Source organism: Streptomyces sp. LHD-70 (genome assembly GCF_031157275.1).
Classification (GTDB): domain Bacteria; phylum Actinomycetota; class Actinomycetes; order Streptomycetales; family Streptomycetaceae; genus Streptomyces.
Window position 1 is genome coordinate 537,665 of sequence record NZ_JAVIFW010000001.1, and the last position, 25,164, is coordinate 562,828.

At 72.1% G+C, this 25,164-nt stretch carries 20 protein-coding genes; 10 read left to right on the plus strand and 10 right to left on the minus strand.

The window, feature by feature from the left end; genetic code table 11:
• Positions 1 to 80 precede the first annotated feature (80 nt).
• Positions 81 to 3,458, plus strand: a complete 3,378-nt coding sequence (locus tag RCO28_RS02440) for a BTAD domain-containing putative transcriptional regulator (protein ID WP_308939217.1) — start codon at positions 81 to 83, stop codon at positions 3,456 to 3,458.
• A gap of 113 nt (positions 3,459 to 3,571) precedes the next feature.
• On the opposite strand, the gene RCO28_RS02445 is transcribed toward RCO28_RS02440, so the two are convergent.
• From RCO28_RS02445 to panB, 3 genes are all read right to left on the minus strand, one after another.
• Positions 3,572 to 4,414 (minus strand): ABC transporter permease, encoded by an 843-nt coding sequence (locus tag RCO28_RS02445; protein WP_308939218.1) that lies wholly within the window; start codon positions 4,412 to 4,414, stop codon positions 3,572 to 3,574.
• A complete protein-coding gene (locus RCO28_RS02450; protein WP_308939219.1) occupies positions 4,411 to 5,436 on the minus strand; it encodes an ATP-binding cassette domain-containing protein in 1,026 nt (341 codons plus the stop codon). The genes RCO28_RS02445 and RCO28_RS02450 overlap by 4 nt, the downstream gene beginning before the upstream one ends.
• 141 nt (positions 5,437 to 5,577) lie before the next feature.
• Positions 5,578 to 6,468, minus strand: a complete 891-nt coding sequence (gene panB, locus RCO28_RS02455; RefSeq protein ID WP_308939220.1) for a 3-methyl-2-oxobutanoate hydroxymethyltransferase — start codon at positions 6,466 to 6,468, stop codon at positions 5,578 to 5,580.
• Positions 6,469 to 6,630: 162 nt separating this feature from the next.
• Between panB and RCO28_RS02460 the strand changes: the two genes are divergently transcribed.
• The 3 genes from RCO28_RS02460 to RCO28_RS02470 all read left to right on the plus strand — a co-directional run bounded on the left by RCO28_RS02460 (position 6,631) and on the right by RCO28_RS02470 (position 10,749).
• Positions 6,631 to 8,232 (plus strand): MFS transporter, encoded by a 1,602-nt coding sequence (locus tag RCO28_RS02460; RefSeq protein ID WP_308939221.1) that lies wholly within the window; start codon positions 6,631 to 6,633, stop codon positions 8,230 to 8,232.
• A 170-nt stretch (positions 8,233 to 8,402) separates the two neighbouring features.
• Positions 8,403 to 9,428: an endonuclease/exonuclease/phosphatase family protein gene (locus RCO28_RS02465; protein ID WP_308939222.1), complete on the plus strand. Its 1,026-nt coding sequence runs from the start codon at positions 8,403 to 8,405 to the stop codon at positions 9,426 to 9,428.
• 112 nt (positions 9,429 to 9,540) lie between these two features.
• On the plus strand, positions 9,541 to 10,749 hold the full coding sequence (locus RCO28_RS02470; RefSeq protein WP_308939223.1) for an MFS transporter: 1,209 nt from the start codon (positions 9,541 to 9,543) through the stop codon (positions 10,747 to 10,749).
• Positions 10,750 to 10,828: 79 nt separating this feature from the next.
• Here the strand turns inward: RCO28_RS02470 and RCO28_RS02475 are convergent, their stop codons facing one another.
• Together RCO28_RS02475 and RCO28_RS02480 are read right to left on the minus strand one after the other, a co-directional pair.
• Positions 10,829 to 12,580, minus strand: coding sequence for an NAD+ synthase (locus RCO28_RS02475; RefSeq protein WP_308939224.1), 1,752 nt, complete (start codon positions 12,578 to 12,580; stop codon positions 10,829 to 10,831).
• 117 nt (positions 12,581 to 12,697) lie between these two features.
• Positions 12,698 to 13,552, minus strand: coding sequence for a DUF4190 domain-containing protein (locus RCO28_RS02480; RefSeq protein ID WP_308939225.1), 855 nt, complete (start codon positions 13,550 to 13,552; stop codon positions 12,698 to 12,700).
• A 406-nt stretch (positions 13,553 to 13,958) separates the two neighbouring features.
• Between RCO28_RS02480 and RCO28_RS02485 the strand changes: the two genes are divergently transcribed.
• Positions 13,959 to 14,675 (plus strand): DUF998 domain-containing protein, encoded by a 717-nt coding sequence (locus RCO28_RS02485; RefSeq protein ID WP_308939226.1) that lies wholly within the window; start codon positions 13,959 to 13,961, stop codon positions 14,673 to 14,675.
• Entirely contained in the window at positions 14,672 to 15,508 is an 837-nt protein-coding gene (locus RCO28_RS02490; protein WP_308939227.1) for an alpha/beta hydrolase, read from the plus strand. Before RCO28_RS02485 ends, RCO28_RS02490 begins: the two co-directional genes overlap by 4 nt.
• Positions 15,509 to 15,661: 153 nt before the next feature.
• Here RCO28_RS02490 and RCO28_RS02495 read toward each other — a convergent pair whose 3' ends face one another.
• A complete protein-coding gene (locus tag RCO28_RS02495; protein ID WP_308939228.1) occupies positions 15,662 to 16,333 on the minus strand; it encodes a DUF305 domain-containing protein in 672 nt (223 codons plus the stop codon).
• Positions 16,330 to 17,034, minus strand: a complete 705-nt coding sequence (locus RCO28_RS02500; RefSeq protein ID WP_308939229.1) for a DUF3105 domain-containing protein — start codon at positions 17,032 to 17,034, stop codon at positions 16,330 to 16,332. Before RCO28_RS02500 ends, RCO28_RS02495 begins: the two co-directional genes overlap by 4 nt.
• A 193-nt stretch (positions 17,035 to 17,227) precedes the next feature.
• Here RCO28_RS02500 and glnA point away from each other — a divergent pair, with 193 nt between their 5' ends.
• Positions 17,228 to 18,589, plus strand: coding sequence for a type I glutamate--ammonia ligase (glnA, locus tag RCO28_RS02505; RefSeq protein ID WP_308939230.1), 1,362 nt, complete (start codon positions 17,228 to 17,230; stop codon positions 18,587 to 18,589).
• Between the two features lie 65 nt (positions 18,590 to 18,654).
• Here the strand turns inward: glnA and RCO28_RS02510 are convergent, their stop codons facing one another.
• A complete protein-coding gene (locus tag RCO28_RS02510) occupies positions 18,655 to 19,077 on the minus strand; it encodes a VOC family protein (RefSeq protein WP_308939231.1) in 423 nt (140 codons plus the stop codon).
• A 46-nt stretch (positions 19,078 to 19,123) separates the two neighbouring features.
• Here RCO28_RS02510 and RCO28_RS02515 point away from each other — a divergent pair, with 46 nt between their 5' ends.
• From RCO28_RS02515 to RCO28_RS02525, 3 genes are all read left to right on the plus strand, one after another.
• Positions 19,124 to 19,327: a hypothetical protein gene (locus RCO28_RS02515; RefSeq protein ID WP_308939232.1), complete on the plus strand. Its 204-nt coding sequence runs from the start codon at positions 19,124 to 19,126 to the stop codon at positions 19,325 to 19,327.
• A gap of 223 nt (positions 19,328 to 19,550) precedes the next feature.
• A complete protein-coding gene (locus RCO28_RS02520; RefSeq protein WP_308939233.1) occupies positions 19,551 to 19,748 on the plus strand; it encodes a hypothetical protein in 198 nt (65 codons plus the stop codon).
• A gap of 59 nt (positions 19,749 to 19,807) precedes the next feature.
• The gene (locus tag RCO28_RS02525; RefSeq protein WP_308939234.1) at positions 19,808 to 22,819 is read left to right on the plus strand and encodes a bifunctional [glutamine synthetase] adenylyltransferase/[glutamine synthetase]-adenylyl-L-tyrosine phosphorylase; all 3,012 of its coding nucleotides are present in this window, start codon (positions 19,808 to 19,810) and stop codon (positions 22,817 to 22,819) included.
• 34 nt (positions 22,820 to 22,853) lie between these two features.
• Here the strand turns inward: RCO28_RS02525 and RCO28_RS02530 are convergent, their stop codons facing one another.
• Together RCO28_RS02530 and RCO28_RS02535 are read right to left on the minus strand one after the other, a co-directional pair.
• The gene (locus tag RCO28_RS02530) at positions 22,854 to 23,813 is read right to left on the minus strand and encodes a phosphatase PAP2 family protein (protein WP_308939235.1); all 960 of its coding nucleotides are present in this window, start codon (positions 23,811 to 23,813) and stop codon (positions 22,854 to 22,856) included.
• A gap of 118 nt (positions 23,814 to 23,931) precedes the next feature.
• The gene (locus tag RCO28_RS02535) at positions 23,932 to 24,969 is read right to left on the minus strand and encodes a LacI family DNA-binding transcriptional regulator (protein ID WP_308939236.1); all 1,038 of its coding nucleotides are present in this window, start codon (positions 24,967 to 24,969) and stop codon (positions 23,932 to 23,934) included.
• Positions 24,970 to 25,164: the final 195 nt, after the last annotated feature.

Sequence of the window (25,164 nt, forward strand, 5' to 3'; positions counted from 1 at the left end):
CCGGACGGGCTCAACGGGCTCATCGGGCTCAATTGTGCGGCCGAGTCCGGCAGGTTCAGCCGAGCGGGGAGAATGGCCCGGTGCGCTACTCCATCCTCGGCACCACTCAGGCAGTCCGCGCCGACGGCGCCGCCGTCGCGGTCGGCGGGCCGCGGCTGCGCGCCCTGCTCACCGTGCTCGCGCTGCGCGCCGGGCGGACCGTGCCGGTCGCACAGCTCGTCGCCGAGGTGTGGGACGGCGACGAGCCCGCCGATGCCACCGCCGCGCTGCAGGCCCTCGTCGGACGGCTGCGCCGGTCGCTCGGGCACGCGGCCGTGGAGTCCGTCGACGGTGGCGGCTACCGCCTCGCCGCCGCCCCGGACGACGTGGACGCGCACCGCTTCGAACGCCTCGCGGGGGAGGGCGCCCGCGCACTCGCCGACGGCGACCCGGTCAAGGCGGCCGCCCTGCTCGACGAGGCCCTCGACCTGTGGCGCGGCCCCGCCCTCGCCGACCTGCCCGACCGCACCGCCGACGCCGCCCGCCTCGACGCCCGGCACCTGGACGCCCGGCGGGCCCGCCTCGCCGCCGCCCTCGGCCTCGGCCGCGCCGAGCAGACCCTGCCCGAACTGACCGCCCTGTGCGCCGAGCACCCCCTCGACGAGCCGCTGCAGGCCCTGCGGCTGCGCGCGCTGCGCGACGCGGGCCGGGCGGCCGAGGCGCTCGCGGCGTACGAAGAGGTGCGCGCCGAGCTGGCCGAGCAGCTCGGCGCGGACCCCGGGGCCGAACTGCGCGCGCTGCACGGGGAGTTGCTCGCGGGATCGCCGGACCCGGCCCCTGCGGACCGCCACCCCGGCCCCCGGCGACCCGGCCCGGCCGCCACCCCCGGCAACCTCCGTACCCGCCTCACCAGCTTCGTCGGGCGCGAGGCGGACATCGAGGCGTTGCGGGGCGACCTCGGGCGGGCGCGGCTCGTCACGCTGCTCGGGCCCGGCGGGGCGGGCAAGACCCGGCTCTCGCAGGAGGCGGCGGAGACACTGCCCGTGCCGGACGGCGTGTGGCTGGCCGAACTCGCTCCTGTCGCAGCAGCCGCCGCCACCACCGACGCCGCCGCCGTGCCCGAGGCCGTGCTCACCGCGCTCGGCGGCCGCCGCACCGTCCTCTACGGCATGGGCGCAGAAGAGCTGCGGGCCGCCACCGACCAGGCCGGCGGCGACCCTCTCGTACGGCTCGCGGAGCACTGTGCGCCGCGCCGGATGCTGCTGCTGCTCGACAACTGCGAGCACGTCGTGGAGTCGGCCGCGCGTACCGTCGAGTACCTCCTGGCGCACTGCCCGCAGCTCACCGTGCTGGCCACCAGCCGCGAACCCCTCGGCGTGCCGGGCGAGTTGGTGCGCCCCCTGGAGCCGCTGCCCGAGCCGGTCGCGCTGCGGCTGCTCGCCGACCGCGGCGCCGCCGCCCTGCCCGGCTTCCGGATCGAGGACGACCCGGAGGCCTGCGCGGAGATCTGCCGGCGGCTCGACGGGCTGCCGCTCGCCGTCGAACTCGCCGCCGCCCGGCTACGTTCGCTCACCCCGCGCCAGATCGCCGACCGCCTCGACGACCGCTTCCGCCTCCTCACCTCCGGCAGCCGTACGGTCCTGCCCCGGCAGCAGACCCTGCGGGCCGTCGTCGACTGGTCCTGGGAGCTGCTCGACGCCCGCGAGCGGGCCGTGCTCCAGCGGCTCTCGGTGTTCGCGGGCGGCTGCGAACTCGACGCGGCGGAGGCGGTGTGCGGGGGTGCGCCCACCGGGCCCGGGCCGTCCCCGGGCGACATCACCGCTGAGCCCGCCTGCGCGCTCGACCTGCATGTGGACCGGCGCGACGTCACCGACCTGATGGGCTCGCTCGTCGACAAGTCCCTGGTGGTGGCGGCCCCTTCGGACACGGGCACGATGCGCTACCGGCTCCTGGAGACCGTCGCCGAGTACGCGGGCGCCCACCTCGACGCGGCCGGCGACCGCCCCGCCGCCGAGCACGCCCACCTCGTCCACTACCGCGAACTCGCCCGCCGGGCCGACCCCGAGCTGCGCACCGCCCGGCAGAAGCAGACCATCGCCCGCATCGAGAGCGAGTACGAGAACCTGCGCACCGCGCTGCGCCGGGCGACGGACGCGGGCGACGAGCAGGAGGCGCTCTGCCTCGTCCTGTCGCTGTGCTGGTACTGGCAGATGCGCGATCTGCGCAGCGAGTCCCGGCACTGGTCGACCGTCGTGTCCGCGCTCAGCCCCGACCCGTTCGCCGAACCCGTCGAGCAGGCGCCGCCGCTCACCGAGCGGTGCACGGCCAAGCCCCCGCCGATGGTGCCCGAGCAGGTGCAGGAGGCGCGGCGCGGGGCGCGCCTGATGCAGCTCGCGTCCATGGACCACCGCTCCGACGGCTGGAACCGGCCGGAGAACGAGCAGCGCCTGCAGGGCATCGTCGCCGCCTACCGGCCGGGCCTGCCGCAGACCTGCTGGAGCCCCGGCGCGTTCTGGGTGTTCGCCGTGCTCCTCGTCGGCCGACCCGAGAACCTGCGGGAGCTGCTCGACCGGAACGTGGAGACCTGCCGCGCGCAGGGCTACCGCTGGGAGCTGGCCTGGACGCTCCAGCTGCGCGCCAACGTCCTCGCCAACCGCAGCGCCTGGGGCGGGGACGCGGAGCGCGACGCGACCGAGGCCCTGGCCCTGTTCACCGAGCTCGGTGACTCCTGGGGCGCCGCCGAGGCGCTGTCGGCGCGCGGCGAGGCCTGGGAGCGGCGGGGGGAACTCGCCCACGCGGAAGGGGACTTCGCGGCCGCGATCGAGCACGCGGAGGCCATCGGGGCGGCCGCGCAGGTCTCGGTGCTCCAGGTGCGGCTCGCCGGGATCATGCTGGAGACCGGGCGGCCCGAGCAGGGGGAGGCGATGCTCTGGCAGATCCTGGAGGGGGCCGGTGACACCTTCTCGGAGGCCGTGCCCGCCGCCCGTATCCACCTCACGGGCCGGCTGGGCGCGAGCGGCCGCGGGGGAGAGGCGCGCGAGCAGCTCGACCTGCTGTGGGAGCAGTACTTCTCCGGCCCCGCCGTGATGTTCAAGGGCGTCCTGCACGGCATCTACGGCTGGCTGGACATCCTCGACGGCCGCCACGAGGAGGCGTACGAGCACGCCACCGCGGCCTTCCGCTGGTCCCAGGACCCGGTCGCCGCGATGATCGCCCCGCATATGGCCTCCGTCCAACTCGCCCTGTGTGCCTGGGCGTTGGCGGGCCGCGCGGAGCCGGAGGCGGCGTACGTCGGGGCCCGGCTGCTCGGCGCCTCCGACGCCCTGCTGCCGTCCGGCCACCGCCCCGCCCGGCAGGAACGCCTCCAACGGGACACCGCCGAGCAGGCCGTACGGGACATCCTCGGCGACGAGGCGTACGAGCGCGGACATGCGGAGGGCGGCGACCTCACCCTGGAGGAGGCCGCCGCCCTGCTCTGATCCGGGTTTTCACGGGGCGCGATCCGGGTGAATGCCCGGATCAGCCGCACCCCTCCCCGGCCCGTACGCCGAACTCCCCTTCCACGTACGGGCCTTGGCCGTATCCCTCTGGGTCAGGCCTTGTTCGTGAACTTGCGGATCGCGATCGGTGCCATGACGACCGTGAGGCCGACGGACCAGGCGAGCGTCACCCACAGGCCGTGGGCGATCGGGCCGCCCACCATCAGGCCGCGGGCCGCGTCCGCGAGGCCCGACAGCGGGTTGTACCTCGTGAACGCCTCCAGCCAGCCCGGCATCGACGCGGTGGGCGCGAAGATCGACGAGCCGAACTGCAGCGGCATCATCACCAGGAAGCCCATGGCCTGCACCGACTGGGCGCTCTTCATGGTCACACCGAGGGTCAGGAAGATCCACATCACGCCGAAGCCGAACAGCGCGGACAGGCCGACCGCGGCGAACAGGCCGCTCCAGCTCACCACGTCGAAGCCGACCAGGACGGCCACGATCATCAGGACCGTGGTGGCGATCAGCATCCGCAGGAGTTCCACGGAGATCTTCGCGATCAGCACCGAGGCACGGCCGATGGGCAGGGACCGGAAGCGGTCCATGATGCCCTTCTGGAAGTCCTCGTTGAAGCCGGTGCCGACGGCCTGCGCGATGGTCATGCTCATCATCGCGAGCATGCCCGGGATCACGTACTGCACGTACGCGTCCTGGCCGCCGCCGAGCGCCTGGCCGATGGACCCGCCGAAGACGTACACGAACAGCAGCGTGAAGACGATCGGCATCAGCAGGGCGTCGAACATCGACTCCGGGTTGTTCCTGATCCACAGCAGGTTGCGGCGGATCAGCGCCCCGGTGTGCCGGGCGTGGGCGCGCAGCCCGATGCGGTCGTCGGCCTCGCCCTTCAGAGGCGCGGGCGGGATGTCGACGGGCGCGGTGGTCGCGGTCGTCATGCGGCGACCTCCTCTCGGATCGGGGCGGCGTCGGCGTCCTGCGGGGCACTGGCCTTCTGGCCGGTGATGGACAGGAACACCTCGTCCAGGCTGGGCAGTTCGGTGGCGATGTCGCCGAGGGCGTACCCCCGCGCGGCGAGCGCGCCGACGATCGCGGTGAGCTGCTCGTCGCTCTGGATGGGTACGAGAACCGTGCCGTTCTCGGCGTCCACGGTGGCCGTGGCGAGCCCGGTCAGGCCGGAGGCGTCGAGGTCGGCGGCCATGGCGCGCAGCTCGGCCGGATCGGCGGGCCGGACGCGCAGGGTGCGGCCGCCGATCTTCGCCTTCAGCTCGGCGATCCCGCCGTTGGCGATGATCTTGCCGCGGTCGATCACGGTCAGCTCGGAGGCCAGCTGCTCGGCCTCCTCCATGTACTGGGTGGTGAGCAGCACGGTGACGCCCTCGCCGACCATGCGCTTCACCTCGTCCCAGACCTCGTTGCGGGTGCGCGGGTCGAGACCGGTGGTCGGCTCGTCCAGGTACAGGACGGCGGGCTGCCCGATCATCGAGGCGGCGAGGTCGAGGCGGCGGCGCATACCGCCGGAGTACGTGGCGGCCGGGCGCTTGGCGGCCTCCGTGAGCGAGAACCGCTCCAGGAGTTCACCGGCGCGGCGCTTGGCCTCGGACCGGGAGAGGTCGAGGAGGCGGCCGATCATGTACAGGTTCTCGAAGCCGGACAGCTTCTCGTCGACCGAGGCGTACTGCCCGGTCAGGCCGATCTTGCGGCGCAGCTGGCGGGGCTGGCGCAGCACGTCGTACCCGGCGACGGTGGCCGAGCCGGAGTCCGGGGTGATCAGGGTGGAGAGGCAGCGGACGAGCGTGGTCTTGCCCGCGCCGTTGGGGCCGAGGACGCCGAGGACGGTGCCTTCGCGGACGTCCAGGTCCACGCCGTCCAGGGCCTTGGTCGCGCCGTAGTGCTTGACCAGTCCCCGCACCTCTACGGCGTGCCCACCGTTGCTGGGGTTCTTGTCGGATCGCGTCATGTGGACCACGGTCCGGTACGCGACCTACAGATCACCGACAGGCCGCCGACAGCGCTCCGACACGGGGGCCAGCCCCCGGACCCCCGCTCCTCAATCGCCGGAGGGGCTCAATTTGAGCCCCTCCGGCGATTGAGGAAACCTCTAGTGGAACGCGTGTTCCGGTGCCGGGAACTCGCCGCCCACCACATCGGCCGCGAACGCCTTCGCCGCGTCCCCCATCACCGAGCGCAGCGCAGCGTACTGCTTCACGAAGCGCGGCATCTTGCCCGAGGTCAGGCCCATCATGTCCGTCCACACCAGGACCTGGGCGTCGCAGCCCGCGCCCGCGCCGATGCCGATCGTCGGGATGTGCAGCGAGCGCGACACCTCCGCCGCCAGCTCCTCCGGGACCAGCTCCAGGACGACCCCGAACGCGCCCGCGTCCTGCGCGGCCTTGGCGTCCCTGAGCAGCCGGTGGGCGTCCTCGTCGGCGCGGCCCTGGACGCGGTAGCCCATGGTGTTCACGGACTGCGGGGTCAGGCCCAGGTGCGACATGACCGGGATGCCGGCAGAGACGAGCAGTTCGGTCTGGGCGAGCGAGCGCTCCCCGCCCTCCAGCTTCACCGCGCCCACACCGGCCTCCTTCACCAGGCGCGTCGCCGAGCGCAGCGCCTGCACCGGGCCCTCCTGGTACGAGCCGAACGGCAGGTCACCGATGACCAGGGCGCGCTTGGTGCCCCGTACGACGGCGGCGCTGAGCATCGCGACCTCGTCGAGGGTGACGGGCACGGTGGTCTCGTACCCGAGGTGGCAGTTGCCCATCGAGTCGCCGACGAGCAGGACGGGGATGCCCGCCTCGTCGAAGACGGACGCGGTCATCGCGTCGTACGCGGTGAGCATCGGCCACTTCTCGCCGCGCTCCTTGGCGCCGGCGAGGTCGCGGACGGTGACGCGGCGGGAGGTCACACCGCCGTACAGCGAGGTACCGGAAGTCTTGCTGCTCTTGGCCGCCTGCTCCTGGGCAGGCGTGTGGGCAGCCGAAATCTGCGTCATGACGACGGCTCCTTCAAGTCATCTCGTGGCGCCCTGACGGCGTCCCCGGATCACCGCCATGGTGGCACTCCCGCCCCGACCACGCCAGAGCAGAGCCGCGGGACGTGACGTACTACGCCGGTACGCGGCGGCCGGGACCCGGAAATCCCTAGGGTGTGCGGCATGCCGACCCCCGCCGGAGCCGGGACGCCCCGGATACCCGAAGCCGTGCACCGCCGCCGCTGGGCGGTCCTCGGCGTCCTGATGCTCAGCCTGCTGATCGTCGTCATCGACAACTCGATCCTGAACGTGGCGATCAAGGTCATCGCGAGCCCCGGGCCCACCGGGCTCGGCGCCACCCAGAGCGAGCTGGAGTGGGCGATCAACGCGTACACCCTGGTCTTCGCGGGCCTGCTCTTCACCGCCGGGCTGCTCGGGGACCGGCTCGGCCGCAAGCGGGTGCTCGTCGGCGGCATGCTGCTTTTCGGGCTCGGCTCGGTGCTCGCCGCGTTCTCCTCGACGCCGGAGCAACTCATCGCGTTCCGCGCGGTGATGGGCCTCGGCGGCGCCGCGGTGATGCCCGCGACGATGGCGGTCCTGATGAACGTCTTCGAGCCCGACGAGCAGCCCAAGGCCATCGGCATCTGGGCGGGCAGCGTCGGCATGGCCATCGCCATCGGCCCGATCACCGGCGGACTGCTGCTCGACCACTTCTGGTGGGGCTCCGTCTTCCTGGTCAACGTGCCCGTCGTGGCCCTCGCCCTGCTCGGCACGCTGCTGCTCGTACCGGAATCCCGGGACCCGCGGCCCGGCCGCCTCGACCCGCTGGGCGTCGGCCTCTCCATCGCGGGCCTGATGCTGCTCGTCTACGGCATCATCCGCGGCGGCGAGCTCGCCGACTTCGGCGACCCCTCGGTGCTCGCGACGACCGGCGCCGGGCTCGCGCTGCTCACCGCGTTCGTGCTGCACGAGAAGCGCGTCGCCCACCCGGCCGTCGACGTCTCGCACTTCCGCAAGCCCGCCTTCTCGGCCGCGATCGCCGCCGTCACCCTGGTCTTCTTCGCGCTGATGGGCGTGACCTTCTTCTCGGCCTTCTACCTGCAGAGCGTGCGCGGTCACAGCCCGCTGGAGGCGGGCCTGCTGATCCTGCCGCTCGCCGTCGCCCAGATGCTGTTCGCGCCCCGCGCGCGCCTCTTCGTGACCCGCTTCGGTGTACGGGCGACCTGCACCGGGGGGCTGCTCCTGGTCGCCGCCGGACTGTCCGGGTTCGGCCTGTTCGACGCGAGTACGCCGCTCTGGGTCCTGGAGGTCGTGTTCTTCCTTCAGGGCAGCGGCATGGCCCTGATCATGCCGCCGGTCACCGTCGCCATCATGCAGACCCTGCCGCGGGAGAAGGCCGGCTCGGGCTCGGCGCTCAACAGCACGTTCCGGCAGGTCGGCGGCGCGCTCGGGATCGCCGTACTCGGCTCGCTGCTCTCGGCGGTCTACCGCGGCGACATCGAGAAGCACCTCGGGGCGGTCCCGGCCGACGTACGCGCCGCCGCGGGCGAGTCCATCGAGGCCACGCTCGCGGTCGCCGAACGCCTCGGTCCCGCGGGCCGCGCCCTGGTCGACCCGGCCCACGCGGCCTACCTGCACGCGATGCACGTCGCCGCCTGGTGCTCGGCGGGGGCGGTGCTCCTGGGGGCCGTGGTGGCGCTGCTGTTCCTGCCGGGGCGGGGCGCGCAACCCGCGCGCGCGGAGCGGGAGTCGGAGACCGGGGCCGAGCCCGTGGTCACCTCCTGAACGTGCGTGTTTCGTCACAGCTACCGCTCCGCTCCGCCCCGGCGGAACTCCGCACGGCCCGCCGTCGTCCTCGACCACGTACGGCCGTCGTACGGCGGCGGAGCGAGGCCATCGCGATCCCCTAGGGTCTGGGGGCGGACGATGTGCACGGCAGGCAGTGAGGCGACGGTATGGCGCAGGCGTACATGGCGGAGACGGGGAACCGAGGCTCGCGGGCCGAGCGTTCCGGATCCCGGCCTCGGCGGCTGCGCGACGGCTGGCGCCGGGACCAGGGAGGCTGGCGGCGCGGCCTCGTGCTTGCCTTCTTCGCGGTGCTGCTCGCCCTGGTCATGGTGGTGCACGCGCACATCCCCAATGACGTCGGCAACCTCGGCAGCCTGATCGAGACGTTTCTGCCGTGGCTCGGCCTCGGCGTTCCGCTTCTGCTGATCCTCGCGTTCGTGCGGAAGTCGGCCACCGCCCTGGTCGCGGTCGTGCTGCCCGCCGCGGTGTGGGTGAACCTCTTCGGCAGCCTGGTTTTCGACAAGTCCGGCACCGGCGGCGACCTCACCGTCGTCACGCACAACGTCAACGCCGAGAACCCCGACCCCGAGGGCACCGCCCGCAAGGTCGCCGCGTCCGGCGCGGACGTGGTGGCCCTGGAGGAGCTGACCCAGGAGGCGCTGCCCGCGTACGAGCGCGCCCTGGCGGAGACGTACCGCTACCACTCCGTCGAGGGCACCGTCGGCCTGTGGAGCAAGCACCCGATGACCGACAGCCGGCCCGTGGACATCAAGATGGGCTGGACCCGCGCGCTCCGCGCCACCGTGAACACGCCGCAGGGCGACGTCGCGGTGTACGTCGCCCACCTGCCCTCGGTGCGGGTCAAGGCGGACGCGGGCTTCACGGCGGGGCAGCGGGACAACAGCGCGGAGGCCCTCGGCGTCGCGATCCGGGACGAGCCGGTCGAGAAGGTCGTGCTGCTCGGCGACCTCAACGGCACGATGAACGACCGCGCGCTCTCCCCGGTCACCTCGCAGCTGCGCTCCACGCAGGGCGCGGCGGGCGACGGCTTCGGCTTCAGCTGGCCCGCCGGGTTCCCGATGGCACGGATCGACCAGATCATGGTGCGCGACGTGGAGCCGGAGGCGTCCTGGTCGCTGCCGGCCACGGGCAGCGACCATCTGCCGCTGGCGGCGCGCGTCAGCCTGGGCTGAGCGTCATCCCGCGTTAACGGGGCCCTCATCCCGCGGAATACAACACCTGAGAGACTTTGTTCCGTACGAGAACTTATGCACGTCTCCCCCTGCCAGTCGTAAAGGGTCTCTCATGCCTGTGGCGCTGCTAGCGCTCGCCGTCTCCGCCTTCGGCATCGGCACCACCGAGTTCGTGATGATGGGCCTGCTGCCCAATGTCGCGGACGACCTCGGCACCTCCGTGCCCACCGCCGGGTACCTCGTCTCCGCGTACGCGATCGGTGTCGTCGTCGGCGCCCCGCTGCTCACCGCCTTCGGCTCCCGCGTTCCGCGCAAGAAGATGCTCGTGCTGCTCATGGCGGTCTTCACGATCGGCAACCTGGCCTCCGCGCTCGCCCCCAGCTTCGGCCTGCTCGCCGCGGGCCGGGTCCTCGCGGGGCTTCCGCACGGCGCGTTCTTCGGCGTCGGCGCGGTCGTCGCCGCGCGGCTCGTACGGGAGGGGCGCGAGGCCCGCGCCGTGGCGACGATGTTCCTCGGCCTGACCGTCGCCAACATCGTCGGCGTCCCCGCCGCCACGCTGCTCGGCCAGCACCTCGGCTGGCGGGCGACGTTCCTGGTCGTCGCCGTGATCGGCCTGCTCGCCATGGCCGCCCTCGCGAAGCTCGTCCCGTACGTGCCGATGGACGCGGGCCAGAACCTGCGGCAGGAGCTGCGCGCGCTCGGTGACCGGCAGGTGCTGCTCGGGCTGCTCACCGCGGTGTTCGGCTTCGCGGGCGTGTTCGCGGTCTACTCCTACCTGGCCTCGATGACCACCGAGGTCATGAGGATGTCGGACTCCTCGGTGACGCTCGTCCTCGCCCTGTTCGGCATCGGCATGACGCTCGGCGCGCTTGTCGCGGGACCGCTCACCGACCGGGCCCTGCGGCCCACGCTGTACGGATCGCTCGGCGCCCTCGCCCTGGTGCTGCTCGCCTTCGACTACACCGTGCACGTGCGGTGGGCGGCGCTCGTGACCGTCGTCGTGCTCGGGGCGGTCGGGTTCATGACGACGACGCCGCTGCAGATGCTGGTGATGCGCAAGGCCGCGCACGCCCCGACGCTGGCCTCGGCGTCCAACCACTCGGCGTTCAACCTCGCCAATGCGGGCGGGGCTTGGGCGGGCGGGGCCGCCATTGCTGCGGGGTGGGGGTGGATGTCGCCGACCCTGGTCGGGGCTGGGCTGGCGGTGGTGGGGCTTGCGATCGCCGTGCTTGCGGGGCTGTTGGATCGGGGTACGGGGCCGTCTCGGGTTGTTGCCGGGGGTGGGGGCGTGCCGGTGCGGGATCAGGAGCAGGTGGGCTGAGGCTTTATCGCCGGAGGGCTCAGAATTGAGCCCCTCCGGCGTTTGAGGAGCGGGGGGCCGGGGGCGGAGCCCCCTGGGGTCAGCCCAGTTCCCGCCAGCGACTGGTGATCGGAAGACGACGGTCCTTGCCGAACCCCTTCGCCGAGATCTTCGTACCCGGCGGGTACTGCCGCCGCTTGTACTCCGCACCGTCGACCAGGCGCAGCACCTTCGCGACGACCTCTTCCTCGTACCCGGCGGAGACGATCTCGTCGGCACCCTTGTCCCGGTCCACGTACAACGCCAGGATCCCGTCGAGCACCGGGTAGTCCGGCAGCGAGTCCGTGTCCACCTGGTCCGGGCGGAGTTCGGCGCTCGGGGGCTTGGTGATGGAGTTCTCCGGGATGGGCGGGGTCTGGCCGCGCTCCTCGGCGGCCCGGTTGCGCCACTCGGCCAGGCGGAAGATCGCCGTCTTGTAGACGTCCTTGATCGGGCCGTACGCCCCCACCGAGTCGCCGTACAGCGTCGAATACCCCACCGCCAGCTCGGACTTGTTGCCCGGCGCGAGGACGATGTGGCCCTCCTGGTTGGAGACCGCCATCAGCATCGTGCCGCGCAGCCGCGACTGCAGGTTCTCCTCGGCGAGACCGGTCAGCCCGAGCGAGCCCATGTACGCGTCGAACATCGGCTCGATGGGCACCGTACGGAAGTTGAGGCCGGTGCGCCGGGCCAGTTCGGCGGCGTCGCCCTTGGAGTGGTCCGAGCTGTACTTCGAGGGCATCGAGATGCCGTACACGTTCTGCGCGCCCAGCGCGTCGCAGGCGATCGCGGCCACCAGCGCCGAGTCGATACCGCCGGAGAGGCCGATGAGCACGGACCGGAAGCCGTTCTTCGCGGCGTACGCGCGCAGGCCCACGACGAGCGCCGAGTAGACCTCCTCGTCGTCGTCGAGCCGCTCCGCGTACCCGCCCGCGAGCTCCGCCTCGTACGCCGGGACCGGCTCCTCGGAGAGGACGACGTGGTCGATCCGCAGACCGTCGTCCACCACGCCTTGCGGGACGGACCCCGCCGCCGGCAGGTCCAGGTCCAGGACCACGCTGCCCTCCGCGAACTGCGGGGCGCGCGCGACGACTTCGCCGCTCGCGTCGACCACGATCGAGTCGCCGTCGAAGACCAGCTCGTCCTGCCCGCCGATCATCGCGAGGTACGCCGTGGTGCACCCGGCCTCCTGGGCGCGCTTGCGCACCAGTTCAAGGCGAGTGTCGTCCTTGTCCTGCTCGTACGGCGAGGCGTTGATGGAGACCAGGAGGCCCGCGCCCGCCGAGCGGGTGGCCGGGACGCGGCCGCCGTCCTGCCAGAGGTCCTCGCAGATCGCCAGCGCGACGTCCACGCCGTGCACCCGGATCACCGGCATCGTGTCGCCGGGGACGAAGTAGCGGAACTCGTCGAAGACGCCGTAGTTCGGCAGGTGGTGCTTGGCGAAGGTCAGCACGACCTCGCCGCGGTGCAGCACGGCGGCGGCGTTCTGCGGGGCGCCCGCGGGCTGGCCGTACTTGGGCTGCGCGGTCTCCGAGCGGTCCAGATAGCCGACGATCACCGGCAGTTCGCCGTGCCCCTCGTCGGCCAGGCGCGCGGCCAGGGCGCGCAGCGCCTGCCGGGACGCCTCGACGAAGGACGGGCGCAGGGCCAGGTCCTCGACGGGGTAGCCGGTGAGGACCATCTCCGGGAACGCCACGAGGTGGGCGCCCTGTTCGGCGGAGTGCCGGGTCCAGTGCACGATCGCGTCGGCGTTCTGGGCGAGGTCGCCGACGGTCGAGTCGATCTGATTCAAGGCGAGGCGTAGTTGAGGCACGCGGCCCAGTGTAATCGTCAGAGCGACGCGATGTCGTGGGGGAGCGGTGTGGGGCGCCCCACGCCCGCTCGTGCGGGGCGCCCCACGCCCGCTTCTGTGGGGCGCCCGTTCAGGGTGCTACTTCGCGGGGCCGGTCCAGATGGCGTCCTCGTACTCCAGGACCTCGGGGCCGACCTCCAGCTGGACTTCCTTCGTGGCGTCCGCCGGCAGGGAGAAGGCGAAGCTGCCCTGGGCCTGCTTGCCCGCGAGGACCTTGCCGTTGAACGGCTTGGTGGCGTTGCTGCCGTCGAAGACCATCTCGACGTCGGCGCCCTTCGCGTCCCGCAGCGTCGGCAGGGCGGTGGTGACGTCCATCGTCTTCTTGCCGCCGTTGACGATCGTGATGGTGAACTGCACCGCCACGTTGCCCGCCTTGTGCCCGGCCGCGAACTCGTCGGGGCTGTACGCCTTCGGCTTGCTCACCGTGACCTTCACGCCGTCGTCGTACGTGTGGGTCGCGCCGAACTTCAGCGGCTCGGCCGAGTCGGACGCCGGGTCGCCGGTGTCCACGTCGCCCGACGAGTCGTCGCCGGAGCCCGTGCCGGGGTCGGCCGAGGCGGCCCTGTCGACTTCCTTCTGGATCTCGTCGGACACGCTCTGCACGGCCATCACGACGACCACCAGCCACACGATCGACACGATGAGCGCGATGCCGCCGAGGATCGCTCCGCTCAGCGCCACACCCTTGTTGGTGGCCAGGCCCTTGCGCGCCTTGGAGTGGCCCACCAGGCCGAATATCAGGGCCAGGACGCCGAGGACGATGCCGCCCCAGACGGTGAAGAACAGCACCGCGCCGATGATGCCGAGCACGAGGGCGGTGATGCCGAGACCGTTCTGCGGCTGAGGCGGGACCGGGAACGGCGGCGGAGCCATCGGCTGGCCACCGGGCGGCGGCCCGAAGGGGGACGGGGTGCTGTTGTTGGGCGCGGTCATGTGCTGTCCTCGTGAAGGAGCGGTGAAACAGAGCCCACGACTGGGCCCTGCGCAGGAAGGACTCCCGGACCGCGGCCAAGGTTGTACGGGCCTGTACGGAGTCTTACGGAATGGGACATGACGCCGTACGGGAGCGCCGCACGCACCTGCCGCACGCACCTGCCGCACGGACCTGCCGCACGGGGCTCCCGGCCTGGGCCGTCTCCTTCGGATCAGGTACGTGAAGTCGGCGCCGGGCTTGATGTCCTGCTGGGTGAGGCCGGGCACGCCGCCCATGTCGTTGCGCAGCGCGAGGCCGACCTCGCTCACGCACCCGGGTGAGTCACCACCCCCCGCGCCCTACCCCCACCGGGTATCCCGTACCCGATCGGGTTCCGGCAACCGGGACCGTAAGCTGCATCCCACTATGTCCAGTCATGAACGACTTCGCCCCCCACGGGACGCTCGCATCGTCGCCGCCCTGCTCGCCCTCGGCGCCGTCGCGTACACCACCTGGGTCGTCGAGGCCGTCCTCGCCACCGGACTCGATCCGCTACGGACCTACGTCAGCGAACTCGCCGCCGAGAGCCAGCCACTCGGCGGCCTCTTCCGCGCCGCCGACCTCACCACCGGACTCCTCGTCTGCGCAGGCGCGGCCTGGGCCCTGTTGCGGCTGCGCCCGAACTCCCGGTGGTTCCGGGTCGGCTGGGCCGGGCTGCTGCTGTTCGGCGCGGCCACGGCGGTCGACTCGCGGCTCCCGCTGAGCTGCACCCCGACCACCGACCCGGACTGTGCGGCGCGCGAGGCCGCCGGTCTGGTGCCCGCCACCCACACCGCCCACACCATCAGCAGCTCCCTCGCCGTGACGGGCGCGCTCGTCGGCATGGTCGTCCTCACCGCGGCCGCCCGCCGCCACCGCGCCTGGCCGGCCCTCGCCCGTCTCGGACCCTGGCTCGTCGGACTCGAACTGGCCGTCACCGTCTGGACGTTGAGTGCCATCGCCGCCTTCCAGTCGGGCCACGGCAGCTGGCTCCTCGGCCTCGGGCAGCGCGCCCAGGTCCTGCTCATCGCGGGCTGGCTGGCGCTCCTCGCGTACGGGCTCACCCGCAGGGTCGGGGCGCCCAAGGTCCCGGTGAGGTCATGAGCGCCGACCTCCGCGAGGCGTTCCTCCGCATCGAGGGCGTCCCGCACCACGTCCTGGTCGAAGGCACCGGCCCCGTCTGCGTGCTCTCGGCCGGTCTTGGCATGGCCTGGTACGACTGGGACGCCGTGACCGCGCTGCTCACCCCGTACCGGACCGTCGTCCGCTTCGACCGCCCCGGGCTCGGGCTCAGCGGGCCCGGACGCGCCGCGCCCACGCTCGCCGCCGAGGCCGACCGCATCCCGCACGTCCTCGACGCCTGCCGACTCCCGGGTCCCGCCACCCTCGTCGGGCACTCCCTCGCCGGGTTCCACTGCGAGGCCGCCGCGCGCCGCCACCCGGACCGGGTCGCGCGGCTCGTGCTCGTCGACTCCAGCGTGGAGGAGTACGCCAGGCCCCGCCCCGCGCCCTCCCTGCGCGTCGGTGCCGCGCGCGCGTGCGGGGCGCTCCTCGGCGCGGCCGGTGTGCCGTACGCGCTCGGGCCCGCGCTGCGCCGCGCTTCGGTGTTCCTCGCCCGGACCGGCGGCGGCGACCCCGCCCCGTACGAGCTGGTGCGGCGCACCTACGGGACGAGCCGCTCGCTGCGCGCGCTGCTCGCCGAGCATGCGACGTACGCCGATGTCGCGGCTCAACTCGCGGCGCTGCGGCGGGAGTCGGGGCTGTCGGCCGGTCTGCCGGTGACCGTGCTCACCGCGGGTACGGACCGGCGCTGGTTGGCGCGGCAACGACGCCTCGCCGAGCTCCTCGACGCCGACCATCGCGTCTCACCGGAGGCGGGCCACTTGCTGATGCTGGACCGGCCGCACCATGTGGCGGGGGCGGTGCTGGGGGACTGACCTCAATCTCCCCCAGCTACCGCTGGGAGGTGCCCCCAGAGGGGCTCAAATTTGGGCCCCTCCGGCGATTGAGGAGCGGGGTCCGGGGCGGAGCCCCGAAGCGCCGCAGGCTTTCGGGAAGGGGCGGGTAGGGGAAGAAGCCCCCCAGCAACCTCAACTCCCCTTCGCGCCCCGCGCCTTGAGCAGATCCGCCATCAGCCGCAGCTCGGACTCCTGGGCCTCGACCATCCCCTTCGCCAGGTCCCGCTCCACCCCCGGACGGCACCGGTCGACACAGCCCTCGGCCATGTGCACCCCGCCCTTGTGGTGCGCGGTCATCAGCTGCAGGAACAGCACCTCGGCCCGCTCGCCCTCCGCCTTCCCCAGGCGGGCGAGTTCGGCCCGGGTCGCCATGCCGGGCATCAACGGCGCGTCGTCCCCGCCCGAACCATGGCCGTCGTGCCCGCCCATGCCCATCCACGCCATCGGCGGCTGCGACGACACCTTCGGCAACTCCCACAGGTCCAGCCAGCCGAGCATCATGCCGCGCTGGTTGGCCTGCGTGTTGGCGATGTCGTACGCGAGCCTGCGGACCTCCTCGTCGTCCGTGCGGTCCCGTACGACGAAGGACATCTCCACCGCCTGCTGGTGGTGCACCGCCATGTCCCGGGCGAAACCCGCGTCCGCCGAATCCGCGGCCGGACGCTCCTGCGCGGACGGCGCGGACGGCCCGGACTGCAGCGCGGGGTCGTGGACCGTGCCGTTCGCCAGGGCGGCGGTCACCCCGCCGCCCGCCGCGGCGAGCACCACCGCGGCGCACACTGCCGCCCACCCCGCACGCCTCACTGCGCGATCCCGCCCTGGCAGGCCGCGCCCGGCTCCGGGGTCTGCTTGCCCTGCACGTACTTGGCGAAGAACGTCTCCACCCGCGGGTCCTTCGCACTGTCCACGGTCAGCTGCTTGCCCCAGGCGCTCAGCATCAGCGCGCCCTTCTGCTCGTTCACGGGGCTCATCAGGGAGTACGGCGTCGCCTTCACCTTCGCCTCAAGCACCTTCAGGTCGGCCGGCTTCGCCTTCGTCCCGTACGTCACCCATACGGCGCCATGTTCGAGGGAGTGCACGGCGTGCTTGTCCGGGATCGGCTTCTCGTAGACGTCGCCGTTGCAGTTCATCCAGACCTGGTCGTGGTCACCGCCGACCGGAGGCGTCATCGGATAGCTCACGGGCTTCGTGACGTGGTCGCGGCCCAGCTTCTTCGCTTCCCAGGACCGCTCGCCGTCGATGTTCTTCCCGGCGGCCTCCTCGCGGAGCTTCTCCTGCCGCTTCTGCTCGGCCGCGACCTGGGCCTCTTCCTTCTTCTTCTCGTCCTGCTCCCGGATGAACAGATACGAGCCGAACCCCACCAGGCCCGCGACGACAGCCGTGCTCGCCACGATCGCGATCGTCCGGTTGCGGCGCTCCCGCGCCCGCTCGGCCCGGCGCATCGCCTCTATCCGGGCCCTGCGGTCCTGCGAACTCCCCTGCCTGGACGTATTGCTTGAACCCATGAAGGCAACCTCTGCGTTCTTCTGCGAAAAGGTACGGATGACGGGTACGGCGGCCCGCCGATCGTAGTGGCCACCGGGATGTCGCACGCCACAAGGGGCCCGTAATCTGGCGGAAACCCCTGGCCTCGATACTGAAGCCCCTACCGTGCCGGGGCGGTGGTGCACAGACCGTCTGAACTGCAAGGATGTAGCTATGGACAAGCAGCAGGAATTCGTGCTCCGCACCCTCGAGGAGCGCGACATCCGCTTCGTACGCCTGTGGTTCACGGACGTCCTGGGCTTCCTGAAGTCCGTCGCGGTGGCCCCGGCCGAGCTCGAGCAGGCCTTCGACGAGGGCATCGGTTTCGACGGCTCCGCGATCGAGGGCTTCGCCCGGGTCTACGAATCGGACATGATCGCCAAGCCCGACCCGTCGACGTTCCAGATCCTCCCGTGGCGCGCGGAGGCCCCCGGCACGGCCCGGATGTTCTGCGACATCCTGATGCCCGACGGCTCCCCGTCCTACGCGGACCCGCGGTACGTCCTGAAGCGCATCCTCGCCAAGACCTCGGACCTGGGCTTCACCTTCTACACCCACCCCGAGATCGAGTTCTTCCTGCTCAAGGACAAGCCGGTGGACGGCTCCCGGCCCACCCCCGCCGACTCCTCGGGCTACTTCGACCACACCCCGCAGAACGTCGGCATGGACTTCCGCCGCCAGGCCATCACCATGCTCGAATCCATGGGCATCTCGGTCGAGTTCAGCCACCACGAGGGCGCCCCGGGCCAGCAGGAGATCGACCTGCGGTACGCGGACGCGCTCTCCACGGCCGACAACATCATGACGTTCCGCCTGGTCATGAAGCAGGTCGCCCTGGAGCAGGGCGTGCAGGCCACGTTCATGCCGAAACCGTTCTCCGAGCACCCGGGCAGCGGCATGCACACCCACCTGTCCCTGTTCGAGGGCGACAGGAACGCCTTCTACGAATCCGGCGCCGAGTACCAGCTCTCGAAGGTCGGCCGCTCCTTCATCGCGGGCCTCCTGCGCCACGCCGCCGAGATCTCCGCGGTCACCAACCAGTGGGTCAACTCGTACAAGCGCATCTGGGGCGGTTCCGAGCGCACCGCGGGCGCGGGCGGCGAGGCCCCCTCGTACATCTGCTGGGGCCACAACAACCGCTCGGCGCTGATCCGCGTGCCCATGTACAAGCCGGGCAAGACCGGTTCGGCCCGCGTCGAGGTCCGCTCCCTCGACTCCGGCGCCAACCCGTACCTCGCCTACGCGGTCCTCCTCGCCGCCGGCCTCAAGGGCATCGAGGAGGGGTACGAACTCCCGCCCGGCGCCGACGACGACGTCTGGGCCCTGCGCGACGCCGAACGCCGCGCCCTCGGCATCGAGCCCCTGCCGCAGAACCTCGGCGAGGCGATCGCCCTGATGGAGCGCTCGGAACTGGTCGCGGAGACGCTCGGCGAGCACGTCTACGACTTTTTCCTCAGGAACAAGAAGCAGGAGTGGGAGGAGTACCGCAGCGAGGTCACGGCCTTCGAGCTGCGGAAGAACCTTCCGGTTCTGTAAGGGAGTTGAGCGGTACGGCGAAAGGGCCCGGGGTGTCGCTCCCCGGGCCCTTCGCCGTACCCCGCTCAGATCACCGACCGCAGCGGCTTCTCCGCCCGGACCCGGTACTCCTGGATGCCCCAGCCGTTGCCGTCCGGGTCCCTGAAGTGCATGAACGTGCCGCCGTCCTGCTCGCCGTAGGTCACCGGCTCCGTGACGTCCAGGCCGCGGCCCGTCAGTTCCTTGTGGGCCTGCGCGATGTCGGCGACGCACAGCTGCATGCCCTGGTACGAGCCGGGCGCGGGCGGCGGTGTGACGTTCAGGCCCTCCAGGTTGTCGCTGATCGCGACGGAGCAGCCCGAGCCGGGCGGGGTCAGCTGGACGACGCGCACGCCCGGCATCACCTCGCCGTCGAAGTCCACGGTGAAGCCGACCTTGTCGCGGTAGAACTCCTTCGCGCGGTCCACGTCAGAGACGGGAAGTGTGATCACTTCGAGTGTGTAGTCCATATCGGAAACCATGCTCCTTATCAGACGGCGCGGCTACTCTGAACGTATGACCACTCGGGAAGAACTGCACGCGCTGCTCGACCGCGTCCCGGACGACGATCTGCCCGTTCTCGCCGAGCGCCTGCGCGAGCTCGGGCTGTTGCGGACGGCTGCCACCGGTCCGAAGTCGCTCGGTATGGGGAACTCCGGGCACACGGACACCTCCGAGCGGGCGGACGAAATTCTGCGCGAATCGGGCTTCGGCGAGTGATCGTCATGGACACGGGCCCCTTGGTGGCCCTCACGGATCGTACTGACGCCCACCACGCTGCGTGCCGCGACTGGTACGCCGACGTGAATCCGCGCAACCTTGCCGTGCCTGCTCCGGTGATCGCCGAAGCGTGCTACTTGATCGCGCTCCGCTGCGGAGCCGAGGTGGAGGCGACTTTCCTAGAGGATCTCGCCCACGGTTGGTACGGCACGTCACCGCAATCATGCCGGAGGAACTGCTCAGGGCCTCCGAACTGGTGCGGCGGTACGCGGACTTCCCACTCGGCGGCACGGATGCCTGCGTCATGGCCGTCGCCGAGAGGCTGAGGACCGTGCGGGTGTGCACTGTGGACCGACGCCACTTCACCACCGTACGTCCGCTCCATGCCCCGGCCTTCGAGCTGTACCCGCTCAAGCTGTAGCACTGCTGCCCCTGCGGCTAGGCTCGGCCCGTACGACGTGATCACACGGGAGGCCGAACATGACCACGCCGGGGCGGAGAAGCAGTACGTTCACGCGGCTGCTGCGGCACGGGTTCAACGACGCCTCCACGGCCGCGCGGCTCCTCGACAGCCCGGAGCTCGCCTCCGTCCGCAACGACCCGGTGCTGCTCGACGCCCTCGGCGCCACCGCCGACCCGGATCTCGCGCTGCTCGGGCTCGTCCGGCTCGTCGAGGCGCAGGACCCCGGCGGCCCCGAGGCCCCCGACGAGCGGCACCTGCTGCTCGACACCCTGCTGTCCGCGAAGCCGCTGCGCGACCGGCTGCTCGGCGTGCTCGGCGCCTCCGAGGCCCTCGGCGACCACCTGGCCCGCCACCCCCGGGACTGGCAGGCCCTCGTGACGTACGAGGCGAGCGATCTGCACCCGGGAGTCGAGGAGTTCGAGCACGGCCTCGCCGACGCCGTCGACCCCGTGACGCTGCGCGTGGCCTACCGGCGCTGTCTGCTCGCCATCGCCGCGCGTGACGTGTGCGGCACCACCGACGTCGCCCAGACCGCCGCCGAGCTCGCCGACCTGGCCACCGCGACCCTGCGGGCCGCCCTCGCCATCGCCCGCGGTGCGGCGCCCGAGGACGACGCGCTCTGCTCGCTCGCCGTGATCGCGATGGGGAAGTGCGGCGGGCACGAGCTGAACTACGTGTCCGACGTGGACGTCATCTTCGTCGCGGAGCCCGCCAATGGCGCCGACGAGTCCAAGGCCATGCAGGCCGCGACCCGGCTCGCCTCGCACATGATGCGGATCTGCTCCGAGACGACCGTCGAGGGCACCATCTGGCCCGTCGACGCCAACCTGCGGCCCGAGGGGCGCAACGGCCCGCTCGTCCGCACCCTCTCCTCGCACCTCGCCTACTACCAACGCTGGGCCAAGACCTGGGAGTTCCAGGCCCTCCTCAAGGCCCGCCCGGTCGCCGGCGACCCCGAGTTGGGCGAGGCGTACGTGGAGACGCTGGCCCCGCTGGTCTGGCAGGCCGCCGAGCGCGACAACTTCGTGCCCGACGTGCAGAAGATGCGCCGCCGGGTCGTGGACAACATCCCCGCCGCCGAGATCGAGCGCGAGCTGAAGCTCGGGCCCGGCGGCCTGCGGGACGTCGAATTCGCCGTCCAGCTCCTGCAGTTGGTGCACGGCAGGGCCGATGCCTCGCTGCGCAGCGGTTCCACCCTCGACGCCCTCGCGGCCCTCGCGGCAGGCGGGTACGTGGGCCGGGCCGACGCCGCCCAGCTGGACGCCGCGTACCGCTTCCTGCGCGCCATGGAGCACCGCATCCAGCTGTACCGGCTGCGCCGTACCCATCTCGTGCCCGAGGACGAGCGGGACCTGCGCCGCCTCGGCCGCTCCCTCGGCCTGCGCACCGAACCCGTCACCGAGCTGGGCCGGGCCTGGCGGCGGCACGCGGCCGTGGTCCGCAGGCTGCACGAGAAGATCTTCTACCGGCCGCTCCTCGACGCCGTCGCCCAGCTCGCCCCCGGCGAGACCCGGCTCTCCGCGGACGCGGCCCGCGAACGCCTCGTCGCCCTCGGGTACGCCGACCCGGCCGCCGCCCTGCGCCACCTGGAGGCGCTGGCCTCGGGTGTGACGCGGAAGGCCGCCATCCAGCGCACCCTGCTCCCCGTGCTGCTCGGCTGGTTCGCGGACTCCGCCGACCCGGACGCGGGCCTGCTCGGCTTCCGCAAGGTCTCCGACGCCCTCGGCAAGACCCCCTGGTACCTGCGGCTCCTGCGCGACGAGGGCGCCGCCGCCGAGAACCTCGCCCGCGTCCTGTCCGCCGGCCGGCTCGCCCCCGACCTGCTGCTGCGCGCCCCGGAGGCGGTCGCCCTGCTCGGCGACTCCCGGGGCCTCGAGCCGCGCGGCCGGGACCACCTGGAGCAGGAGATCCTCGCCGCCGTGCGCCGGGCCGACGGCGCCGAGCAGGCCGTCGCGGCGGCCCGCGGGGTACGCCGCCGCGAGCTGTTCCGTACGGCCGCGGGCGACCTGATCGGCTCGTACGGGACGGAGGACAGCCCGGCCGAGGCTGACCCCGGTGCGTTGGTGGACCGGGTCGGGAGCGCGGTCTCCGACCTCACCGCCGCCACCCTCGCCGGGGCACTCCGTGCCGTGGTCCGGGCGGGCTGGGGGGACGAACTGCCCACCCGGTTCACCGTCATCGGCATGGGCCGCTTCGGCGGGCACGAGCTGGGCTACGGCTCCGACGCCGACGTGCTCTTCGTGCACGAGCCGCGCGAGGGCGTCGACGACCAGGAGGCGGCCAAGGCCGCGAACCAGGTGGTCGCCGAGATGCGCCGGCTCCTCCAGCTGCCCACGTCCGACCCGCCGCTGCTCATCGACGCGGACCTGCGCCCGGAGGGCAAGAGCGGCCCGCTGGTGCGCACCCTCAAGTCGTACGCCGCGTACTACCACCGCTGGTCGCACGTCTGGGAGAGCCAGGCGCTGCTGCGCGCCGAGCCCGTCGCGGGCGACGCGGACCTGGGGCGCCGCTTCATCGAGCTGGTCGACCCGCTGCGCTACCCGCAGGAGGGCCTCGGCGACGACGCGGTGCGAGAGATCCGCCGCCTCAAGGCCCGTATGGAGGCCGAGCGGATGCCGCGCGGCGCCGACCCGACGCTGCACGCCAAGCTGGGCCGCGGCGGGCTCTCCGACGTCGAGTGGGCGGTGCAGCTCCTCCAGCTCCAGGAGGGCTGGGCCGAGCCGGGCCTGCGGACGACCAGGACCCGTGAGGCGCTGGCCGCGGCGCGTGCCGCCGAGCTGATCTCCACGGAGGACGCGGAGGTCCTCGACGAGGCCTGGGTGCTCGCCACCCGCGTACGGAACGCGGTGATGCTGGTGCGCGGCCGGGCCGGCGACACGTTCCCGTCGGACGGCCGCGAACTGGCCGCGGTGGGCCGCTATCTCGGGTACGAGGCGGGCACGGTCGGCGAGATGATCGACGATTACCGGCGGATTACCCGGCGGGCCCGGCACGTGGTGGAGGAGCTGTTCTACGGGGCTGCCGGGTAGGCCGACCTCAGGGGCGTCGTCGACTCGGGCACCGTCATCGCCCTGCGGGCTCGTCCTCAAGCGCCGGACGGGCTGATTCTGCCGCGGCGGCTTCGCTGGTTCCCTGCGGGCCGGTGGGGGCTGGTCGCGCAGTTCCCCGCGCCCCTTGGGGGCGCCCCCTGACTGCGGCCATCCGGCGCGGCAGGCGGTGCGGGGCCCTGCCGTACCAGACGCGGGTGAGCGCGAGGGCCGCCATGAGGCAGAGGAGGCCGCCGATCGCGTCGAGCCAGAAGTGGTTGGCCGTCGCGATGATCACCACGAGCGTCGCCAGCGGGTACAGCACGGCAAGGACCTTGACCCACGGCACCCGGGCGAGCGTGAACAGGGCGAGGCCGCACCACAGCGACCAGCCGATGTGCATCGACGGCATCGCCGCGTACTGGTTCGTCATGTGCTTCAGGTCGCCGGAGGCCATCGAGCCCCAGGTCTCGTGGACGAGGACCGTGTCGACGAAGCCGCCGCCCTCGAAGAGCCGCGGCGGGGCCAGCGGGAAGAAGTAGAAGCCGACCAGGGCGAGACCGGTGGTCACGAAGAGGACGGTGCGCATCGCCGCGTACCGGCCGGGGTGGCGGCGGTACAGCCACACCAGTACCGCGATCGTCACGATGAAGTGCAGCGTCGCGTAGTAGTAGTTCATGCCGACGACGAGCCATGTCACCGAGTTCACGGCCTGGTTGACGCCCCGCTCGAAGGCGAGGCCGATGGCCTGCTCGGCCTGCCAGATCCAGTCGGCGTTCTGCATCGCCGCGGCCTGCTGCTCGGGCACGGCGTTGCGCACCAGGGAGTACAGCCAGTAACTCACCGCGATGAGGGCCAGCTCGTACCAGATACGGGGGCGCCGGGGGGTGCGCAGTCGGCGCACGAAGGCCCCTGCCGGACGGGTTCCCTCCGCTTCGAGGGGTGAGGTTCCGGCCGCCGTCCGACCTTCCCGTGTACTCACATTCGTCTCACCCATGGACAGAAAGTCTGCCAGAAATTCACCTTTGCCCGATCATCCCTCGGGTGGGTCCGGGGTGCATTTTCTACGCCCCAGGAACGATGCGTGAAAGGCCTCAGACCGAGGAATCTCGGCTTCAACCCTTAGGGGAAGAAGCCTTGCGCGCAGAAGCAGTTGAACCGCGTACGACCAGTTCGGGCATGAACACGAACTCGCTGCGCGGGGCCGGGGTGCCCGCGATCTCCTCGAGCAGCGTGTTCACCGCGGCCTGGCCCATCGCCGGGACGGGTTTGCGCACCGTGGTCAGCGGCGGGTCGGTGAACGCGATCAGCGGGGAGTCGTCGAAGCCGACCACCGAGATGTCGTCCGGCACCTCGAGGCCGCGCCGGCGTGCCGCGCGGATGGCACCGAGGGCCATCATGTCGCTCGCGCACACCACCGCCGTGCAGCCCCGGTCAAGGAGCGCCGCGGCCGCCGCCTGCCCGCCCTCCAAGGTGAACAGCGAGTGCTGGACGAGCCGCTCGTGCACCGCGTCCTCATCGAGGCCCAGCTGCTCCCGTACGGCCCGTACGAACCCCTCGATCTTCCGCTGCACCGGCACGAACCGCTTCGGGCCGAGGGCCAGGCCGATGTCCGTGTGCCCGAGGGAGACGAGGTGGGTCACGGCCAGGCGCATCGCGGCCCGGTCGTCGGGAGAGATGAACGGGGCCCGCACCTTCTCCGCGAAGCCGTCGACCAGGACGAACGGCACGCCCTGGGCACGCAGCTGCTCGTAGCGGTCCATGTCGGCGCTGGTGTCGGCGTGCAGCCCGGAGACGAAGATGATGCCGGAGACACCGCGGTCCACGAGCATCTCCGTCAGCTCGTCCTCCGTGGACCCGCCGGGGGTCTGGGTGGCGAGCACCGGCGTGTACCCCTGCCGGGTCAGGGCCTGGCCGATGACCTGTGCGAGGGCCGGGAAGATCGGATTCTCCAGCTCCGGCGTGATCAGCCCGACCAGACCCGCGCTCCGGCTGCGCAGCCGCACCGGGCGCTCGTAGCCGAGGACGTCGAGAGCGGCAAGCACGGACTGGCGGGTGGTCGCGGCTACGCCCGGCTTCCCGTTCAGCACCCTGCTGACCGTGGCCTCGCTGACCCCCGCCTGGGCTGCGATGTCGGCAAGCCTCGCGGTCATGGGACGCGACTGTACCGGGCGCATCCGGCAGTGCCTATCGGGCAAGGAGTCCCTGGCGGGCTCCTACGGTCAACTCCCGTGCCCCGCAGAGGGCATGGTGACGTGCCCCGTAAGGGGCGCGGGGCTGTCACATTTGCGGCTCCGCCGCGGGGCGCGAGCAACCACCGACGGCCCGCACCCGGCGACGAAACAGAA

Bases quoted from the DNA above. Each gene is read 5' to 3' on its own strand.
- RCO28_RS02525 (WP_308939234.1), top strand. From the start codon at position 19,808: ATGACCACGCCGGGGCGGAGAAGCAGTACGTTCACGCGGCTGCTGCGG.
- RCO28_RS02530 (WP_308939235.1), bottom strand. From the start codon at position 23,813: ATGGGTGAGACGAATGTGAGTACACGGGAAGGTCGGACGGCGGCCGGA.
- RCO28_RS02485 (WP_308939226.1), top strand. From the start codon at position 13,959: ATGTCCAGTCATGAACGACTTCGCCCCCCACGGGACGCTCGCATCGTC.
- RCO28_RS02520 (WP_308939233.1), top strand. From the start codon at position 19,551: ATGCCGGAGGAACTGCTCAGGGCCTCCGAACTGGTGCGGCGGTACGCG.
- RCO28_RS02515 (WP_308939232.1), top strand. From the start codon at position 19,124: ATGACCACTCGGGAAGAACTGCACGCGCTGCTCGACCGCGTCCCGGAC.
- RCO28_RS02500 (WP_308939229.1), bottom strand. From the start codon at position 17,034: ATGGGTTCAAGCAATACGTCCAGGCAGGGGAGTTCGCAGGACCGCAGG.
- RCO28_RS02450 (WP_308939219.1), bottom strand. From the start codon at position 5,436: ATGACGCGATCCGACAAGAACCCCAGCAACGGTGGGCACGCCGTAGAG.
- RCO28_RS02460 (WP_308939221.1), top strand. From the start codon at position 6,631: ATGCCGACCCCCGCCGGAGCCGGGACGCCCCGGATACCCGAAGCCGTG.
- panB (WP_308939220.1), bottom strand. From the start codon at position 6,468: ATGACGCAGATTTCGGCTGCCCACACGCCTGCCCAGGAGCAGGCGGCC.
- RCO28_RS02465 (WP_308939222.1), top strand. From the start codon at position 8,403: ATGGCGCAGGCGTACATGGCGGAGACGGGGAACCGAGGCTCGCGGGCC.
- RCO28_RS02510 (WP_308939231.1), bottom strand. From the start codon at position 19,077: ATGGACTACACACTCGAAGTGATCACACTTCCCGTCTCTGACGTGGAC.
- RCO28_RS02470 (WP_308939223.1), top strand. From the start codon at position 9,541: ATGCCTGTGGCGCTGCTAGCGCTCGCCGTCTCCGCCTTCGGCATCGGC.
- RCO28_RS02480 (WP_308939225.1), bottom strand. From the start codon at position 13,552: ATGACCGCGCCCAACAACAGCACCCCGTCCCCCTTCGGGCCGCCGCCC.
- RCO28_RS02535 (WP_308939236.1), bottom strand. From the start codon at position 24,969: ATGACCGCGAGGCTTGCCGACATCGCAGCCCAGGCGGGGGTCAGCGAG.
- RCO28_RS02490 (WP_308939227.1), top strand. From the start codon at position 14,672: ATGAGCGCCGACCTCCGCGAGGCGTTCCTCCGCATCGAGGGCGTCCCG.
- RCO28_RS02445 (WP_308939218.1), bottom strand. From the start codon at position 4,414: ATGACGACCGCGACCACCGCGCCCGTCGACATCCCGCCCGCGCCTCTG.
- glnA (WP_308939230.1), top strand. From the start codon at position 17,228: ATGGACAAGCAGCAGGAATTCGTGCTCCGCACCCTCGAGGAGCGCGAC.